This is a genomic window from Mesorhizobium sp. M4B.F.Ca.ET.143.01.1.1 (assembly GCF_004792275.1).
GTDB lineage: Bacteria > Pseudomonadota > Alphaproteobacteria > Rhizobiales > Rhizobiaceae > Mesorhizobium > Mesorhizobium abyssinicae.
Window position 1 is genome coordinate 106864 of sequence record NZ_SRSR01000017.1, and the last position, 18216, is coordinate 125079.

Below are 18216 nucleotides of genomic sequence, written 5' to 3' on the forward strand. Positions count from 1 at the left end.
AATGGCGCGCAAAGCCAAAAACGACAGGCCAGAAGGCCTAAAACGACAGGGAGCACGCCATGGACGCCGCGGTCGATGCGAGCACCAGCCAATTCGAACTCACCGAGGAGCAGCGCGCCATCCAGGAGATGGCCGAGGCCTTCGCCGCCGACCGCGTCGCGCCGAACGCGCTCGACTGGGACCGTGCGAAACATTTCCCGGCCGATGTGATTCGCGAAACCGGGCCGCTCGGCCTCGGCGGCATCTATGTCCGCGACGACGTCGGCGGCTCGGCGCTGGGCCGGCTGGATGCGGTGCTGATCTTCGAGGCGCTCGCACGCGCTGATCCGGCATTTTCCTCCTTTATCTCGATCCACAACATGGCGGCATCGATGATCGACCGCTTCGGCAGCGAGGAGCAGCGCCAGCGCTTCCTGCCCAGGCTGACCTCGATGGAATGGCTGGCGAGCTACTGCCTGACCGAGCCCGGGTCCGGCTCTGACGCCGCGGCGCTGAAGACGCGCGCGGTGAAAGACGGCGGCGACTATGTGTTGAACGGCGCCAAGCAGTTCATCTCCGGCGCTGGCGACAGCGACCTCTATGTCGTCATGGCGCGTACCGGCGCCGACGGACCGAAAGGCATCTCCACCTTCGTCGTGCCCAGGGATGCGCCCGGCCTCTCCTTCGGCGCCAACGAGCACAAGATGGGCTGGCACATGCAGTCCACCCGCCAGGTCATCTTCGAGGATTGCAAGGTGCCGGCCGAGAACCTGCTGGCCACGGAAGGCGCAGGCTTCGGTATCGCCATGGCCGGCCTCGACGGCGGCCGGCTGAACATCGCCGCCTGCTCGCTCGGCGGCGCGCAATCGGCCCTCGACAAGGCTTTGTCCTATACAGGCGAGCGCAAGGCCTTCGGCTCGAAGATCAACCAGTTCCAGGCGCTGCAGTTCAGGCTGGCAGACATGGAGACCGAGCTGCAGGCGGCGCGCATCTTCCTCTACGCCGCCGCTTCGAAGCTCGATCGCAAGGCGCCGGACGCCGGCAAATGGTCGGCGATGGCCAAGCGCTTCGTCACCGACGTCGGCTTCGATGTCGCCAACGAGGCGCTGCAGCTGCATGGCGGCTATGGCTATCTGCACGATTACGGTGTCGAGAAGCTGGTGCGCGACCTGCGCGTCCACCAGATCCTCGAAGGCACCAACGAGATCATGCGCGTCATCATCGCACGCGCGCTGATCGGCCGGTAGGCAGTAGGCAGTAGGCAGTAGGCAGTAGGCAGTAGGCAGTAGGCGAAGGATGACCGGCAAGATCAATTCGTACAAGGATCTTATCGTGTGGCAGCAGGCCATGGATCTGGCCGTCGCTACCTACTCCTTGACCAAGGCATGGCCAAAGGAGGAATTGTACGGGCTGACCAGCCAAATCCGCCGCTCAGCCACATCTATCCCTGCAAACATCGCGGAAGGTTACGGCCGCGATAACACGGGCTCTTATCAGCAGTTTCTCAGGATAGCCCAAGGCTCTCTAAAGGAGCTCGAGACACACCTCCAGATCGCTGAACGCATCGGCTTGGCCACTCGTAATGAGGTTCGTCATATGCTCTCAGCCACAGAAGCCATCGGAAAGATGCTTCGCCAGCTTATTATCAAGCTGGCACCTGAATAGATCCCCTACTGCCTACTGCCTACTGCCTACTGCCTACTGCCTAACCCTGGGAGCACCGCTATGAAAACCATCGCCTTCATCGGATTGGGCAATATGGGCAATCCCATGGCCGCCAACCTGGTCAAGGCCGGGCATTCTGTGCACGGCTTCGACCTGGTGCCGGAGAACCTCACAGTCGCCAAGGAGCATGGCGTGGTCGTCATGGCCAACGCCGTAGCGGCGGCGAAGGACGCCGATGTCGTCATAACCATGCTGCCGGCCGGCAAGCATGTGCTGTCGGTCTACGAGGACATTGCGCCGAAGGCCAAGGAAGGCGCGCTGTTCATCGATTCCTCGACCATTGACGTCGAATCGGCCCGCAAGGCCCATGCCGTCGCCAGCAAAAACGGCCTGCTGTCGATCGACGCTCCGGTCTCGGGCGGCACTGGCGGCGCCACCGCCGGCACGCTGACCTTCATGGCCGGCGGCTCGAAGGACGCCTTCGCCAAGGCCGAGCCTATCCTAAAGCCGATGGCCGGCCGCATCGTCCATTGCGGCGACGACGGCGCCGGACAGGCGGCCAAGATATGCAACAACATGATTCTCGGCATCTCGATGATCGGCGTCGCCGAAGCCTTCGTGCTGGCGGAAAAGCTCGGCCTGTCGCATCAGGCGTTGTTCGACGTCGCCTCGACCTCCTCGGGCCAGTGCTGGTCGCTGACCACCTACTGTCCGGTGCCCGGCCCGGTGCCGGCCTCGCCGGCCAACCGCGACTACAAGCCCGGCTTTGCCGCCGCCCTCATGCTGAAGGACCTGAAGCTGTCGCAGGAGGCGGCGCAAAGTGCCGGCGCGGTGACGCCGCTCGGCGCCGAGGCGACGCAGCTCTACGCGCTGTTCAACGCACAGGGCAATGCCGGGGTCGATTTCTCCGGCATTATTAATTTCCTCCGCGGCCAACTCGCGTAAATCTCTGCTTTCAAAGGCTTATTAGAAGATTATTTGGCCGGAAACCGGCAAATTTAGATTTGCTTAAGGTCTCGATAACCGGCCGGTAACGATGTGCCTATAAAACGGACTGCGAGGCGGACATATCGCATCCGCCCGGCGCTCCGGATCAGGTCTCGCGTACCGGAGCCCGTAAGTTTCGCAAGTCGCTTGTAGCGAAACGCCATGCGTATCTGGCAAAGCCGCGTTCCCGACGGGACGCGGTTTTTGCGTTTTGCCGTTTCGTTGCCGCATTCGGCGATTGGCGTGCGGTCTTCATTGCTTGTTCCGAGAATTGTGCCCGGGCGTTTCACATGCGCCCACGCGTGCCTTCCGGATCGTAGGGCGAGTCGGCGATCACCTTTGCCCGACGCCGCTCGCCGAGGACTGAAACTTCCAGTTCGGTACCGGGCGACAGCAGTTCCAGGGGCAGCAGCGCGAGTGCGATGTCGTGACCAAAAGTATAGGAGTAGCCTGCCGACGTGACGTGGCCGACAAGCTCACCGTCGCGGTAAACGCCCTCGAAGGCGAACGCGCTCGCGCCGTCCGTATCGATCGACAGCGTTGCGATCCGGCGCGCCGTCCCCTGCTCCTGTTTAGCGACCAGTGCCGCCCGGCCGACGAAGTCGCCCTTGTCGAGGCTGACGAAGCGGTCGAGGCCGCTTTCCCAGGCTGACAATTCGACATTCATGTCGCGATACATGGCCCGGTAGGACTTATCGAAACGCAGGGACTCCAGTGCCTGAAGTCCAACCAATCTCATCCCCTGCGCCTCGCCCGACGCCAAAAGCGCGTCCAGCAAATGCCGCTGATAACAGAGCGGATGATAGAGCTCCCATCCCAGTTCGCCCGAGTAGTTGACGCGCAGCAGACGCACATCGCTGGCCAGGCCGACGGTTCCGGACCGCACGCTGAACCATGGGAAGGCCTCGTTTGAGAGATCCACTTCCGTCAGTGGCTGCAATACCTCCCGCGCCTTCGGTCCAACGATTGTGAAGCTGCCGCGATTATCGGTGACATTGCGAAGCTGCACGTTGCCGCCCTTTGGCAGCAGCCGACTCAAGTCGTCAAAATTCCAGCGCTCGGCGCGCGGCGTCGATATGAGATAGAACAGATCGTTCTTTAGCCGCGCCACGACATACTCGGCCTGCACGCCACCGGCCGGCGTCAGGTGATGGGCAAGGGCGACACGACCGGGACGAGGCAGCTTGTTGGCAAGGATTCCGTCGAGCCAGTCCTCGGCGCCCGGCCCGCTGACCTCGAACTTGGTCATCGGCGTCATCTCGATGAGCCCCACGGCCTGGCGGACGGCATGGACCTCCTCGGCGACGTGGTTGCCTTTGGAGGTCCAGCGCCAGCTATAGATGTTGCGCGCTTCGACACCCGCGGGCGCAAACCAGCTCGGCATCTCCCAGCCGTTCAGCACGTCCCAAACCGCGCCGAGCTGGCTTAGGCGGTCGTAGGACGGCGCCGTTTTCTGCGGTCGCGCCGCCGGCATGTCCTGGCCTGGATAGTGCTGCACGGCGTGGGTGCCCCAGGCTTCCCTGACTTTTTCCCGGGTCCAGTTCTTGTTGGCATACTCGCCGAACCGGCGGGGATCGAGTTCGGCCGTGTCGATGCTGTTGCCGCCCTCCACGATCCGCTCGGAAAGATAGTAGCCGATCGCTCCGCCCCAAAGGATGCCGCCCGGCACGCCCTCCGCGAGCCAGACGTTCTCAAGACCCCAGGCCTGCCCCATCAGCGGCAGTTCATCGGCGGTCATCTGGAAAGGCCCGCGCACATTGCGCTTTATGCCGGCGCGCCCGAGCGCCGGGACCAGTTCGCTCGCGCGCTCCCAATTCCAGGAGACGGCATCGAAATCCTCGTCGAGCAGATCGGCGCCGAACCATCCCGGGACGCCGTTTTCGGCGAACAGCTTGAGCTGTTCGGTCCGCTCATAGGGACCGAACAGCAGCCCGTCCCCCTCTTCGCGCAGATAGCCCTCGTAACCCTCGTCCCTGAGGATCGGCATCTCCGGCAGGCCCAGCCGTTTGCGTTCGACAACTTCCGGAACCGCCTCGGTGATCCAGTACTGATGCACGATCGGGATCGCGGGAATGTCCAGCCCCAGCATGGCGCCGGTCTGGCGCGCATAGTTGCCGGTTGCGAGGATGACATGCTCGCACAGGATGTCGCCGCGCGAGGTCTTGACTTTCCACTCGCCGCCCGGCATCCGCTCGAACCCGACAACTTCGGTGTCGAGATGGACCTTCGCGCCGAGGTCGCGTGCGCCCTTGGCCATCGCCTGGGTAACGTCCGCCGGGGCAATGTGACCATCGTCGGGATGGTAGAGGGCGCCCAGCATGTCCTTGTTGTCGAGCAGCGGCCAGATCTCGCGCGCCTCCGCCGGCGACACGATCCGGGCCCGCACGCCCTGGACCTCCGCGACATCCATATAGCTCTTGTACTCGTCGAGCCGGTCGCGCGTGTTGGCGATGCGCAGTTGGCCGCATTTGTGCCAGCCGACCTTCTGGCCGGTCTCGGCCTCCAGGCCCTCATAGATCTCAATCGACCTGGCGATCATGCGGCCGACGTTGCGGCTGCGCGCATAGGACGGAATGAGCCCTGCGGCATGCCATGTCGAGCCGGCGGTAAGCTGCGTCCTCTCCAGCAATGCCACATCGGTCCAGCCGCGCTTTGCCAGGCCATAGAGAATGCCGGCACCGACGCAGCCGCCACCGACCACGACCGCACGAAAGGAACTCACCATATGCGCCTGCCCTTGTATGAATTGCCATTGGTTCACAAGTCCGCTGGCGCATACTGTCAGACGGCATCCGGCTTTTCAGCACATTTCCTGGTCTGGGACACGGCAGCAACCGCCCGGCCGTTGGTCCACGATCATGATTGACGCCAATGGAAACGGCCGGGCGCCGTCGCGGACGCCGCCCGGCCGTCGTTCAGCGCTTGCGCAAATCCTCTTGGGCGAGATCGAGCGCCCTGGCGATGCGATCGCAAGCCATGTCGACCGTCTCGCGCGTCCAGATCAGCGGCGGCGACAGGATCATCGTGTCGCCGGTGGCGCGCAGCATCATGCCTTGCGCGATCGCGTGGTCGCGCACGACGACGGCGGCACTTCCCGACGGCAGGTAGCGCTCCTTGGTCGCCTTGTCCTTGACGATCTCGATCGCCCCCATCAGCCCGATCGAGCGCACTTCGCCGACCAGATTGTGCCCGGCGATACGCTCCTGCAGCGCCTGGGCGAAGTATGGACCGGTGTCGTTCCTGACCCGCTCGACCAGGCCTTCGCGCTCGATGATCTCGAGGTTCTTCAGCGCCACGGCGCAGGCCACAGGGTGACCGGAATAGGTGTAGCCGTGGTAGAACTCGCCGCCCTTCTCGACCAGCGTCCTGCTTATGCGGTCGCCGACCAGCAGCGCCGACAGCGGCTGGTAGCCCGATGTCAGCGCCTTGGCCGTGGTGATGGTGTCGGGCTCGATGCCGAAAGTCTGCGCCGCGAACCATTCGCCGGTGCGGCCATAGCCGGTGATCACCTCGTCCAGCATCAAGAGCACATCGTATTTGCGGCAGATGCGCTGCACTTCCGGCCAGTAGCTCAGCGGCGGGATCTTCACCCCGCCGGCGCCCATCACCGGCTCGCCGATGAAGGCGGCGACCTTGTCGGCGCCGGCCTCGAGGATGGCGTCCTCGACGGCCTTGGCCGCGCGCAGGCCGAAATCATGGTCGCTTTCGCCGGGCAGCGCGAGCTCATAGGCATAGGGCATCATCACATGGACGATGTTGGGCACGGCGCCGCCGAGCTGCTTGTGCATCGGCTCCATGCCGCCGAGCGAGGTGCCTGCAACGGTCGAGCCGTGATAGCCCATCTTGCGCGAGATGATGCGGTTCTTCTCCGGCTTGCCCTCCAGCGCCCAGTAGTGGCGCACGAGCCTGAGCGCCGTGTCATTGGCCTCCGAGCCGGAAGAGCCGTAGAACACCTGGCCGACTTGCTTCGGCGCCAGTTCCGCCAGCTTCTTCGACAACAGCACCGGTGTCGGCGTCGAGCATTTGAAGAAGGAGTTGTAGTATGGCAGCTCCTTCATCTGCGCATAGGCGGCCTCGGCCAGCTCGTTGCGGCCGTAGCCGACATTGACGCACCAGAGGCCGGCCATGCCGTCGAGGATCTCGGTGCCTTCGGCATCGTAGATGAACGGTCCGTCGGCACGGGTGATGATGCGCGAGCCCGCCTCGCGCAGCTCCTTGTGGTCGGTGAAGGGATGCAGGTGATGCGCGGCGTCGATCTGCTGAAGCTGCTTCAGCGAATAATTCTGATAGGTCATGGATTTGCTCTTTCCTCTTGAATCAATCCGGCAACGGCCGGGGCGGATTCCTCAGAGGAGGGCGGGTGGCGAATAGCCGATGCGGGCGCAAAGCCTGAGCAGCTCGGCACGAAGCGTTCGCGGTGACGGCGTCACCGCGACCCCGAAGGCGCCTGATGTCTTCGTGCAAGCCATGGCGGCACCTTAAGCCGCCTGATGCCCTGAATTCAAGCCGTACCCGCCAGCGCCCGCTGCAAGAAGACATAGCGCATCGCCGTTTGCGCCGCTTGAGGACGACGATCGCCACGCCCGCCATGGCCGCCCTCGGTTTCTTCGAAGAAGAGTGTCCGGCCGTGGCCAGCCTCCTGCAGGCGCGCCGCCATCTTGCGGGCATGGCCGGGATGGACGCGGTCGTCGGCCGTCGAGGTCATCAGCAGCACTGGCGGATAGGCGGCACCCGCCTTGACATGTTGATAGGGCGAGTAGGCGGCCAGCCACGCCGCCTCTTCCGGCTTTGCGGGATCGCCATACTCGGCGATCCACGAGGCCCCCGGCGGCAATTCGGTGTAGCGCAGCATGTCGAGCAGTGGCACGTCGATGATGACGGCACCGAACAGTTCCGGACGCTGGATCACCGACGTGCCGGTCAGCAGGCCGCCATTCGAGCCACCCTGGATGCCGAGCTGCGCCGCTGTGGTGAGACCGCGCCGGACAAGGTCCGCGGCAACCGCGGCGAAATCGTCAAAAGCCTTCTGGCGATTGCCCTTGAGCGCCGCCTGGTGCCAGGCCGGGCCGAATTCGCCGCCGCCGCGGATGTTGGCCTGCACATAGGCATTGCCCTTCTCCAGCCAAAGCCTGCCGCGCACGCCGGCATAGCCCGGCAGAAGCGGCACTTCGAAGCCGCCATAGCCGTAGAGCAGCGTCGGCACCGGTCCGCCCTGGTCGCGCCGCCTGACCACGAAATAGGGGATCATCGTGCCATCGCTCGAGCGTGCCTCGAACTGTTCGGAGATGAAGGGCGAAGCGTCGAAGCGGGCCGGCTGCGCCTTCACCGTCTGAAGCGTCTCGCCATCGTCGTCCGACCAGATGATCGAGCTCGGCGTCAGGAAATCGGTGAAGGAGAAGGAGACGCTGGCGCCGAAATGCTCGGCATGGCTGATGCCGACATTGCCGTTTTCCGGCAGGCCGACCGGCTTCAGCGACCAACCCTCGCCTGTCCGATCGCAAGCGACGACCTTGCCGCGCACATTGTCCATCAGGTTGATGAACAGCCGCTGCTCGGTGCGGGCGAGCCCGGCGATCGAGACGCGATGCGCCGGCGCGAGCACGGTTTCGACCGGCCCCAGCGTATTGGTGTCGATCCAGCGTTCGAAATCCACCGAATAAAGCCCGTCTGGCAGGCAGTGCGTGCCGTCGGGCGCCGTCCACGGGCTGCGCACGCCAAAGACGAGCTGTCCCTGGAAGATCGCCGTGTCGGTTACGTCGTCTGGAAGCGGAATGCGCCGGTTCTCGCCGGAAGCGAGCCGCAGGAAGCTGTGCGAGGAGAAGAAATCGATGGTTCGGGCCAGGAACAGGTGCCGCCTGTCGCCGTCGATCTCGACCCCGCCGCCGGCCGCGAGGTCCTGCTTTTCGCTCTCGAAGATAAGCGTGGCGTCTTCCAGCCTCGTGCCGCGCTTCCACAGCTTGACCACGCGCGGATAGCCGGACTGCGTTTTGTCGTCCTCCTCGAAGGCGGCCGAGACGATGACGGTGTCTTCGTCCAGCCAAGAAAAACCCGACTTCGAGGCGGGGGCGCGAAAGCCGCCTTCGACGAAGGACTTCGCCGCGATGTCGAACTCGCGCATCTCGCTGGCATCGCCGCCATCCGGCGACATGCTCACCAGGCAGCGGTTGAAATCGGGGTAGAGGCGGCTCGCGCCGCTGAACACCCATTTGATGCCTTCTTTCGCTGAGAGCACGTCGAAATCGACGATCGTCTCCCATTCCGGCTTGTCGGTCTTGTAGGAAGCGACCGTCGTGCGGCGCCACAGGCCGAGCACGTTGGTCTTGTCCTGCCAGAAATTGTAGACGTGGCCGTTGATCGCGGTCCCGACCGGGATGTTGTCCTCGGCCGTCATCAGGTCGAGTGCGGTTTCGAACGAAGCCTGGTAGCCGGGATCGCCCTGCAGCTCGGCAACCGTCAACTCGTTCTGGGCGTGCACCCAGTCGAGCGCCCCCTTGCCATTTCGGTCTTCCAGCCAAAGGAAGGAATCTCCAGCGGCCGGTTCAGTCTGGCCTTTTGTGATGGTTTGGGTCACGCACGGTCTCCGAAAGCTTGTCAGACGGCCTCGCCTACATCGCGTCACGGACGCTCACATTCAAGATGGCAATGACAGCTTGTCGCGACGAACGCGGCTTTTCCTTCACATCACGCGCCGGCGCAGAACGGTCGCCACCGCCAGTGCGGCACAGATCGCTCCGAGAGTGGCCGGCAGGCCGGACGCGCCGGTGATATCCATGACGCCGCCGGTGAGTGGCGGCACCAGGATGCCGCCGACGCCCCACATCAGCGAGAAGGCGGCGTTGCCGGCGACCAGCGCCGAGCCGGTGAAGCGCTCGCCGAGCTCGATGATCGACATCGTGTAGATGCCGTAGGAAACCGCGCCCCAGATGAACACGCAGGGCCAGATCAAAGGCGTCTCGATCAGCAGCGGCAGCAGCACGCAGCCGAGCACGGTCAGCGACACGCACAGGAATCGCACCAGGCGCGCCGTCAGTCTTTCGGCCAGCAGGCCGAGCGGCACCTGCATGGCGATGTTGCCGGCGATCATCGTCGACAGCAGGGCCGACATGCTGGCCTCGGCAATGCTGTAGTGAGTGCCGTAGACCGGCAGCAGCGCCAGCACCGCCTGCTCGAAGCCGGCGGCCACGACCACGGCGGCGAGCAGCAGCCATGCCTTCGGCATGAAGCCCATCACCGAAACCTGCTGTCCGGCCTCGTCGACCTTGGGCAGACGGCCAAGCACCAGCGCCAGGCAGCCGCCGCAGAAGACAAACGCGAAGATGCCGACCAGGAATGGCGGCCAGCCCTCGGTGCCGACCGCAAGCAGGCAAAGCGGACCGGCGGCGAAACCGGCCGAGATGACGGTCGAATAGACGCCCATGACGCGGCCGCGGCGCGACGGCGGCGCCAGCGCGATCACCCAGATTTCGCTGAGAACATAGAGCGGGTTGGTGACGACGCCGATCAGGAAGCGCAGCGGGAACCACAGATAGACGTTCTGCGTCCAGCCGACCAAAGCCAGTACCAGCGCGGAAAGCGCGGCGCAGGTGAGTGCCGTCCGCCCTGGCCCGAAACGGCGCGCCAGCGCCGGGATGATCGGCGAGGACAGGATGAAGCCGATCGGCGTCATCGCCGCCGAAAGCCCGATCATGGCCGGCGAGATGCCCTGGCGCTGCAGGATGAAGCTGAGCAGCGGGTAGCTCAGGCCTTGCGCGATGGCGAAGACCGAGACCGTCGCGATCACCCCGGTGATCGCCGCCCACTGTATCGTTTCGTCGCTGTTCGTTTCGGCGGCGCTCATGGCCCTTCCTCCGCCGGCAGCCTTAGCGGTTCGGCTGGAAAGCCGTAACCCCCTCACCAGCGAAAACCGCTTGCTCCAGCCAAACCCTGTCAGGAACTTCGGCGGCTGGCCGACCTGTAGAGCGCGAAGGCCACCAGCAGCGCATCGAGCCCGACGATCACCGCCGGCAGGCCGAGTGGGCCGACCGCCTCCATCAGCGCACCGGCGCCGGGCGGGCCGACAATACCGCCGGCGCCCCACATCAGTGCGAAGGCGGCGTTGCCGGCCACCAGCAGGCTTCCCTTGAAGCGGCTACCTAGCTCGACCAGCGCCATCGTGTAGACGCCGTAACCGACCGCGCCCATCACCACCAGCACCGGCCAGACCAGCGGCGTCGTGATCAGCAGGGGCAGCGACAGCGCGCAGGCGCCGGTCGCCAGCGCGCAAAAGACGATCATCGCACGGCCGCCGAAGCGCTCGGCCATCAGCCCGAGCGGGATTTGCAGCAGGATGTTGCCGGCCGACAGCGCCGTCACCAGCGCGGCGAGCTTCGCCTCCGGCAGGCCGTAGCCGGTGCCGAAGACAGGAATCAGCGAATAGGTGCTCTGCTGCACGGCCGCCGAAACCAGCACCGCCAGCAGCAGCGCCGGCGCCAGCCTGGCGAACCCGGCGATGCCGCCGGAAGCCTGGCCGTCATCCTCAAAGCCGGCGAGCTGCGAAGAGACGGCGCGCAGGATCAGCGCGCACAGGCAAAAGCCCGCTATGGCGGCGATGAACGGGGGCCAGCCGGACGCGCCGAGGGTGATCAGGATCAACGGCCCGGCGACGTAGCCGGCGCCCATCAGCGCGTTGAACACGCCCATCACCCTGCCGCGGCGCGACGGCGCCGCCAGCGACAGCGCCCAGACCTCGCCAAGCACATAGAGCGGATTGATGACCACGCCGACGAGGAAGCGCAGCGCGTACCAGGCGATCCAGTTCTGCAGATAGCCGATGCCCAGGAAGCATAGCGCGCCGATCAGCGAGCAGCCGACGGCGAGATTGCGCGCGCCGACCAGGCGCACGGCGGCCGGCACGAACGACGCCGACAGCAACAGGCCGACCGGCATCATCGCCGCGGAGAGGCCGATCAGCGCCGGCGACAGGCCCTGCCGCTGCATCAGCAAGGTGAACAGCGGATAGCTCAGCCCCTGGGCCGCGCCGAACATGGCCAGCGCCGTGGTGACGCCGGCCAGTGCCGCCCATTGCGTTCCCGCCTCGCCGTCGCTCGCCGCCGCCATCGCGCCATCCGTCTGCATCGCCCAGCCTTTGGGCGGCATGCGATCCGGCTAGCGGCTCGACACTGGAAAAGGAAGGGCCGGTGGCGAAATCTGCTTGCGCCAACGGCCATCGCGCCTCAGGGCCACGCAGACTACGGGAAGTATCGGGCGATCGCCCCCTTCTTGCCGTCGGCATAGGGTTTCAGCCACTTGTCGTCGATGGAAATCCCGTCGTCAGCCGACGGCCCCTTCCCGATCGTCCGGCGCCATGCGCGGAACTTGTAGTGGTCGAAGACGTCGAGCATGTGCACCGCATAAGCCGCGGCAAAGGTCTTGTCGCCTTCGACGATGACCAGGTTCTCGTCATTCTCGTAGGACGCCTTGTAGCCGAGGTTGTGGCTGCCGGTGATGACGGTGGCATTGTCCTCCATCGGATCGATGATGACGATCTTGTCGTGCACGATGGCGTGCCCGACGGTCAGCACCTCCGCCTGGAAATCGCGAGCGATCGTGGCGCCGGTTAGGTTCGCCGCCCTGACGATCGAGACGTTCGGCGCCTCCCAGACCTTCTCCGGATAGACGAAGGGCGACTTGCCGTCCTTGTTCGACTTGTGGGTCACCGGATCCCTGGTTGGGGCGACATAGTTGGGCATCGCGGTCTCGTCGCTGATCGCGCCCTGCACGATCAGCTTCGGATCCGCATTCGCCGCCGCGACCGCCTGGTCGACGATCGAGTTCTCGCCGAGCCGCGACGGATTGAACACGAGAAACAGCACCGCGCGCTTCGCCGCCCTGATCCGGGCGAAGACGTCCTCGAGGTCGACCGGGCGCACCGAAATGTCCTTCTTGCTGCGCTCGGGATCGTTCGGCGAAAACCACACCGTCATGCCGTCCAGCGCTGCGCTGGCGCCGTTCAGCGGGTTCGAAATGTGGTTTTCCTTGCGAAACGGCACGCCCTGCTTTTGCGCCACATGGCCGGCGGCGCTTTCGCTCGCCGGCGGCGGGAAGACGTCGGCCTTCATGCGCTCCCAATAGGCGTTGAACACTTCTGCCATCGGCGGGTCGTCGCGGACGAAGGCGTTGTTGGACTGCCCGCAAATGCCGGTCGAGGTCCAGTTGGTGCTGCCGGTCATCACTGCTTGCGGCTTGCCGTGGGCATCGCGGTAGACCGCGAACTTGTTGTGGCCGATATGGTTGTTGTTGAACAGGCGGTCCGTCACCACGACGCCGGCATCGCGCAGCCGCTTCCGGAACGGCGCGTTGCCGAAGTCCCATTCCTTCGTCTGCTCGTCCTTGCCCGAATTACAAAGGATGACTTCGACGACGTCCTTGGCGGCGACGATCGCGTCGCTCAATTCGTCGTCGCCAAGCTCGTAGAGCGCGAGCCTGACGGAGCCGCCTTGGTCCTTGGCCCGCTCCATCAGGCTGGTCAAAACCTGGGGCACATCGCCTTGCAGATAGGCGCGTATCTTGCTCGCCGGGTTCTGCAGTTCGGCCCTGATCTTGTCGCGCTGTCCGACCTTGATGCCGGCTTCCGCCAGCGCATGCGACATCCATTGCGTCGACAAGACACCGTTGGTGAAGGCGACCCGCGCCTTGCCGAACATCTGCCCCAGGAAGATCGGCGGGCTGACGGCGCCCTGGCCGAGATAGCCGAGCGGCCGGGCCGCGCCGGTATAGGCGGGTTGGCCGTCGACCACCTGCTCCGGACGCACCGGCACCGGCTCGAGGCCCGGCTTCATGTCGCCGACCGGGCGCACCCGATAGGCGATCATCTCGCCTTCCGGCCGGATCGTGAGGCTGTCGCGGCGCCGGCGCACCGTGAGGTCGCGCCAGAAGGTCTTCTGCACCGGCCACACGCCGGTGTCCTGCGGAATCCAGCGTGGATTGCGTTGCCCCTTGAACGGCACCCATGCCGCCAGGCAACGCTCCTCGCCGGTGTCGGGATAGAGGCGGACGATCTCGAAGCCGAGGCAGCCCGGGATCATCCCGTCAATATCCCAAGCCAGGAACGCGACCTCGTTGTTGGTCGCCGCACGCACTTTGATGACATCAGGCATAGCCACCCCCCTCAAGATGCTCGGCGCAAAAGTATAGCAGAAGTAAAAGACGGAACTGTAACAGGCTTCACGTTGCGAAACGCCGGGCTCTCGGTTGGCTCTTCGCCATGTCGCTTCCCTCGCCCTAGTGGTCGCCGCCTCCTCACCGGCGGCATTGGCGGCGGTCCATTATGCCGCCAACCTTCGCATCCCATGAGGCTTTTCATGACCGCTGCCCTTCACCCCGCCGAACCGGCACTGGCAACCGATCGCGCCCGCCGCGGCGGCCGCGCGGGCAAGCGCGCCGGTGGCTCGGCGGCGTTCGAGCAGCCGCCGTTCCGGCAGCTGAAGAATCCGCTCGCGCCGACCAGGCTGGTCTCGGATGACGAATTGGAATCGATCCACCTCGCCTCGCTGCGGGTGTTGAAGGAGATCGGCGTCGACGTGCTGCACGACGAAGCCCGCCGCATCATGAAGGCGCATGGCGCCGACGTGCGCGAGGGCAGCGAGCGGGTGCGCTTCGACAGCGACCTGATCCTCGAACTGATCTCGCACTGCCCGTCGGAATTCACGCTGCATGCCCGCAACCCGGCGCACAATCTGCGCTTCGGCGGCAACAACGTCATCCTCTCGATGATGGCCTCGGCGCCCAACTGCTCCGATCTCGACCGCGGCCGCCGTCCGGGCAACCAGGCCGACTATCGCAACTTCCTGCGCCTGGCGCAGATGCACAATATCCTCAACTGCACCGGCGGCTATCCGGTCGAGCCGATCGACATCCATCCCTCGGTCCGGCACCTGGAATGCATCCGCGACCTCGCCATGCTGACCGACAAGGTGTTCCACATCTATTCGCTCGGCAAGGAGCGCAACGTCGACGGCATCGAGATCACCCGCATCGCGCGCGGCATCAGCCATGAGCAGCTGCTCGAGCAGCCGTCGGTCTTCACCATCATCAACACCAACTCGCCGCTCAAGCTCGACGTGCCGATGATGGAAGGCATCATCCAGATGTCGAGCAAGGGCCAGGTCGTCATCGTCACGCCGTTCACGCTCTCGGGCGCCATGGCCCCTGTCACCATCGCCGGCGCGCTGGTGCAGCAGAACGCCGAGGCGCTGTCCGGCATCGCCTTTGCGCAGATGGTGAAGAAGGGCGCGCCTGTCGGCTATGGCGGCTTCACCTCCAATGTCGACATGAAGTCCGGCGCGCCGGCCTTCGGCACGCCCGAATACATGAAAGCGCAGCTCGTCGGCGGCCAGCTCGCGCGGCGCTACAACATCCCCTACCGCACCTCCAACACCTGCGCCGCCAACACGGTCGATGCGCAGGCGGCGTATGAGAGCGTCTTCTCGCTGTGGGGCGCCATCCAGGGCGGGGGCAATCTGATGATGCACGGCGCCGGCTGGCTCGAGGGCGGCCTGCGCTGCTCCTACGAGAAGACCATCCTCGACATCGACCTGTTGCAAATGGTGGCCGAGTTCCTGACCCCGCTCGACCTGTCGGAGGACGCGCTCGGCTTCGACGCCATCCAGTCGGTCGGCCCCGGCGGCCATTTCTTCGGCACCCAGCACACCCAGGACCGCTACAAGACCGCCTTCTATTCGCCTGTCCTTTCCGACTGGCGCAATTTCGAAAGCTGGACGGAGGCCGGTTCGCCGACGGCGCTCGAAAAGGCCAACCGGGTCTGGAAGGAGCGGCTGGCGTCCTACGAAGAACCCTATATGGACCCGGCGATCCGCGAAGAACTGAACGACTTCGTCGAGAAACGCCGCGCCGAAGGCGGCGCCCCGACCGATTTTTGATCTTCCGCGCGCCAACCGGTGCGCCGGTCAATGTCTGGCGGCGCGCCGAACCCTGATTCAAACTCTTCAAACACGGACCTATCTGTATGAAATCTCATGTCAAAGCGGTTGTCATTGGCGGCGGCGTCGTCGGCTGCTCGGTGCTCTACCATCTGGCCAAGGCCGGCTGGACCGACATCATGCTGATCGAGCGTTCGGAATTGACCTCGGGCTCCTCCTGGCATGCCGCGGGCGGCTTCCACACGCTGAACGGCGACCCCAACGTCGCCAAGCTGCAGGCCTATACGGTGCAGCTCTATAAGGAGATCGAGGAGATTTCCGGCCAGTCGTGCTCGCTGCACCTGACCGGCGGCGTGATGATGGCCGACACGCCGGAGCGCATGGACTTTCTGCGCCTTGCCCACGCCAAGGGCCGCTATCTCGGCATGGACACCGAGTTGATCACGCCGTCGGAAGCCAAGGCGATGTTCCCGCTGATGGACGAGAAGAATTTCGTCGGCGCTATGTGGGATCCGGTCGAAGGCCATCTCGACCCCTCCGGCACCACCATTGCCTATTCCAAGGCGGCGAAAAAGCTCGGCGCCGAGATCGTGCTGCGCAACCGCGTCGTCGACCTGACGCAGCAGCCGGACGGCACCTGGAATGTCGTTACCGAGCAGGGCACGGTTCACGCCGAGCATGTCGTCAACTGTGGCGGCCTGTGGGCGCGCGAGATCGGGCGCATGGTCGGTGTCGAACTGCCGGTGCTGGCGATGGAGCATATGTACCTGCTCACCGAGCCGATGCCGGAGGTCGAGGAATTCAACAAGTCGACCGGCCGCGAGATGATCGGCGTGCTCGATTTCAAGGGCGAGATCTACACCCGTCAGGAGCGCAACGGCATCCTGCTCGGCACCTATGAAAAGGCCTGCAAGCCGTGGTCGCCGGTCAACACGCCCTGGGATTTCGGCCATGAGCTCCTGCAGCCCGACATCGACCGTATCGCCCCTTCGCTGGAGATCGGCTTCAAGCATTTCCCCGGCATCGAGAAGGCCGGCATCAAGCAGATCATCAACGGGCCCTTCACCTTCGCGCTCGACGGCAATCCGCTGGTCGGCCCGGTGCAGGGCCTGACCAATTTCTGGTGCGCCTGCGCCGTCATGGCCGGCTTCAGCCAGGGCGGCGGCGTCGGCCTCGCACTGTCCAACTGGATGGTGCATGGCGATCCGGGCTTCGACGTCTGGGGCATGGATGTCGCCCGCTTCGGCGAATGGGCCGGCCTGCGCTACACCAACGCCAAGGTGCGCGAGAACTATTCGCGCCGCTTCTCGATCCGCTTCCCCAACGAGGAACTGCCGGCCGCTCGCCCGGCGCAGACGACGCCGCTCTACGACACCATGCTCGCCAACAACGCGGTCATGGGCGACTCGTGGGGTCTGGAGACCCCGCTATGGTTCGCACCGAAGGGCACCGAACCGAAGGACATCGTCTCCTTCCACCGCTCCAACGATTTCGGCCCGATCGGCGAGGAAGTGCGCGCCACGCGCGAGAAGGTCGGCGTCACCGAGATCGCCAACTTCGCCAAATACGAAGTCTCCGGACCAGCAGCCGAGGAATTCCTCAACCGGCTGATGACCAACCGCATGCCGAAGGTTGGCCGCATCGTGCTGACCCCGATGGTCAACGAGTTCGGCAAGCTGATCGGCGACTTCACCATCGCCAAGTCGGGCGAGGACCGGTTCATGATCTGGGGCTCGTCCGCCGCGCAGAAATACCACATGCGCTGGTTCGAGAAACACCTGCCGAAGGACGGTTCGGTGCGCATCCACCGTTTCGACCAGACGCTGGTCGGCCTGTCGATCGCCGGGCCGAAATCCCGCGACCTGCTGCAGAAGCTGGTCGATGTCGATGTCTCGACCAAGGCCTTCCGCTTCATGGATTTCCGCGAGATGGCGGTCGGCGGCGCGCCCTGCATGGTCAACCGCATCACCTATACCGGCGATCTTGGCTACGAGATCTGGATGGCGCCCGCCTATCAGCGCCTCGTCTATAAGGCGATCAAGGAAGCCGGCGAGGAATTCGGCCTGGTCGACTTCGGCATGCGCGCGCTTCTGTCGATGCGCCTGGAAAAGAATTTCCCGACCTGGTTCCGCGAATTGCGCCCGATCTACGGTCCGTTCGAGGGCTCGATGGATCGCTTCATCAAGCTGGAGAAGAACGACTTCATCGGCCGCGAGGCGTCCGCCAAGGAGCACGCCGAAGGCCCGAAGCTGCGCCGCGTCTCCTTCATCGTCGATGCAGCCGACGCCGATGTGATGGGCGACGAGCCGATCTGGGCCAAGGTCAGCAAGGACTACGGCACCGTGGAAAAGCCGCATGGCTATGGCGCGCCGCGCTTCGACACCACGGGCAAGGAAGTGCGCGGTTCGCAGGCTGCCGAAGGCGCCTCCGCAGTGCGCGGCATCGCCGATGGCGACTGGCGCGTGGTCGGCTGGGTCACTTCGGGCGGCTATGCGCACTACGTCCAAAAGTCGATGGCGCAGGGCTATGTGCCGGCGGCGTTGGCCGAGGACGAAAGCGCCGGCCTGTTTGAGATCGAGATCCTCGGCCACCGCCGTCCGGCCCGCATCAATGTCGAGCCGCCCTTCGACCCGAGCGGCGAGAAGATGCGCACGTAAAAGGGCGACAG

11 protein-coding genes are annotated in these 18216 nt (G+C 64.9%); 5 read left to right on the forward strand and 6 right to left on the reverse strand.

All coding sequences use genetic code 11. From position 1 onward, the window contains the following. The first annotated feature begins 59 nt into the window (after positions 1 to 59). The 3 genes from EN786_RS29805 to mmsB are packed head-to-tail and all read left to right on the forward strand — an operon-like array spanning position 60 to position 2589. The gene (locus tag EN786_RS29805) at positions 60 to 1226 is read left to right on the forward strand and encodes an isobutyryl-CoA dehydrogenase (RefSeq protein WP_127310007.1); all 1167 of its coding nucleotides are present in this window, start codon (positions 60 to 62) and stop codon (positions 1224 to 1226) included. A gap of 49 nt (positions 1227 to 1275) precedes the next feature. Then, the gene (locus EN786_RS29810) at positions 1276 to 1644 is read left to right on the forward strand and encodes a four helix bundle protein (protein WP_127310006.1); all 369 of its coding nucleotides are present in this window, start codon (positions 1276 to 1278) and stop codon (positions 1642 to 1644) included. Positions 1645 to 1704: 60 nt separating this feature from the next. Next, positions 1705 to 2589, forward strand: a complete 885-nt coding sequence (gene mmsB / locus EN786_RS29815) for a 3-hydroxyisobutyrate dehydrogenase (protein ID WP_127310005.1) — start codon at positions 1705 to 1707, stop codon at positions 2587 to 2589. Between the two features lie 328 nt (positions 2590 to 2917). Here mmsB and EN786_RS29820 read toward each other — a convergent pair whose 3' ends face one another. The 6 genes from EN786_RS29820 to EN786_RS29850 all read right to left on the reverse strand — a co-directional run bounded on the left by EN786_RS29820 (position 2918) and on the right by EN786_RS29850 (position 13766). Further along, the gene (locus EN786_RS29820) at positions 2918 to 5356 is read right to left on the reverse strand and encodes an FAD-dependent oxidoreductase (RefSeq protein ID WP_127310004.1); all 2439 of its coding nucleotides are present in this window, start codon (positions 5354 to 5356) and stop codon (positions 2918 to 2920) included. Positions 5357 to 5546: 190 nt separating this feature from the next. Continuing rightward, positions 5547 to 6926, reverse strand: coding sequence for an aspartate aminotransferase family protein (locus tag EN786_RS29825; protein ID WP_127310003.1), 1380 nt, complete (start codon positions 6924 to 6926; stop codon positions 5547 to 5549). Between the two features lie 206 nt (positions 6927 to 7132). Further along, positions 7133 to 9202: a prolyl oligopeptidase family serine peptidase gene (locus tag EN786_RS29835; protein ID WP_135909187.1), complete on the reverse strand. Its 2070-nt coding sequence runs from the start codon at positions 9200 to 9202 to the stop codon at positions 7133 to 7135. A 105-nt stretch (positions 9203 to 9307) separates the two neighbouring features. Next, on the reverse strand, positions 9308 to 10468 hold the full coding sequence (locus EN786_RS29840; protein ID WP_127286401.1) for an MFS transporter: 1161 nt from the start codon (positions 10466 to 10468) through the stop codon (positions 9308 to 9310). 89 nt (positions 10469 to 10557) lie between these two features. Next, complete coding sequence (locus EN786_RS29845) at positions 10558 to 11766, reverse strand: MFS transporter (protein WP_245478375.1); 1209 nt, start codon at positions 11764 to 11766, stop codon at positions 10558 to 10560. A 92-nt stretch (positions 11767 to 11858) separates the two neighbouring features. Beyond that, positions 11859 to 13766 (reverse strand): phospholipase D-like domain-containing protein, encoded by a 1908-nt coding sequence (locus tag EN786_RS29850; RefSeq protein WP_127311053.1) that lies wholly within the window; start codon positions 13764 to 13766, stop codon positions 11859 to 11861. Positions 13767 to 13970: 204 nt separating this feature from the next. Here EN786_RS29850 and EN786_RS29855 point away from each other — a divergent pair, with 204 nt between their 5' ends. Further along, on the forward strand, positions 13971 to 15548 hold the full coding sequence (locus EN786_RS29855) for a trimethylamine methyltransferase family protein (RefSeq protein ID WP_127311052.1): 1578 nt from the start codon (positions 13971 to 13973) through the stop codon (positions 15546 to 15548). Positions 15549 to 15634: 86 nt separating this feature from the next. Then, positions 15635 to 18205 carry an FAD-dependent oxidoreductase gene (locus EN786_RS29860; RefSeq protein ID WP_127311051.1) on the forward strand — a complete coding sequence of 857 codons (2571 nt, stop codon included), beginning with the start codon at positions 15635 to 15637 and terminating at the stop codon, positions 18203 to 18205. Positions 18206 to 18216: the final 11 nt, after the last annotated feature.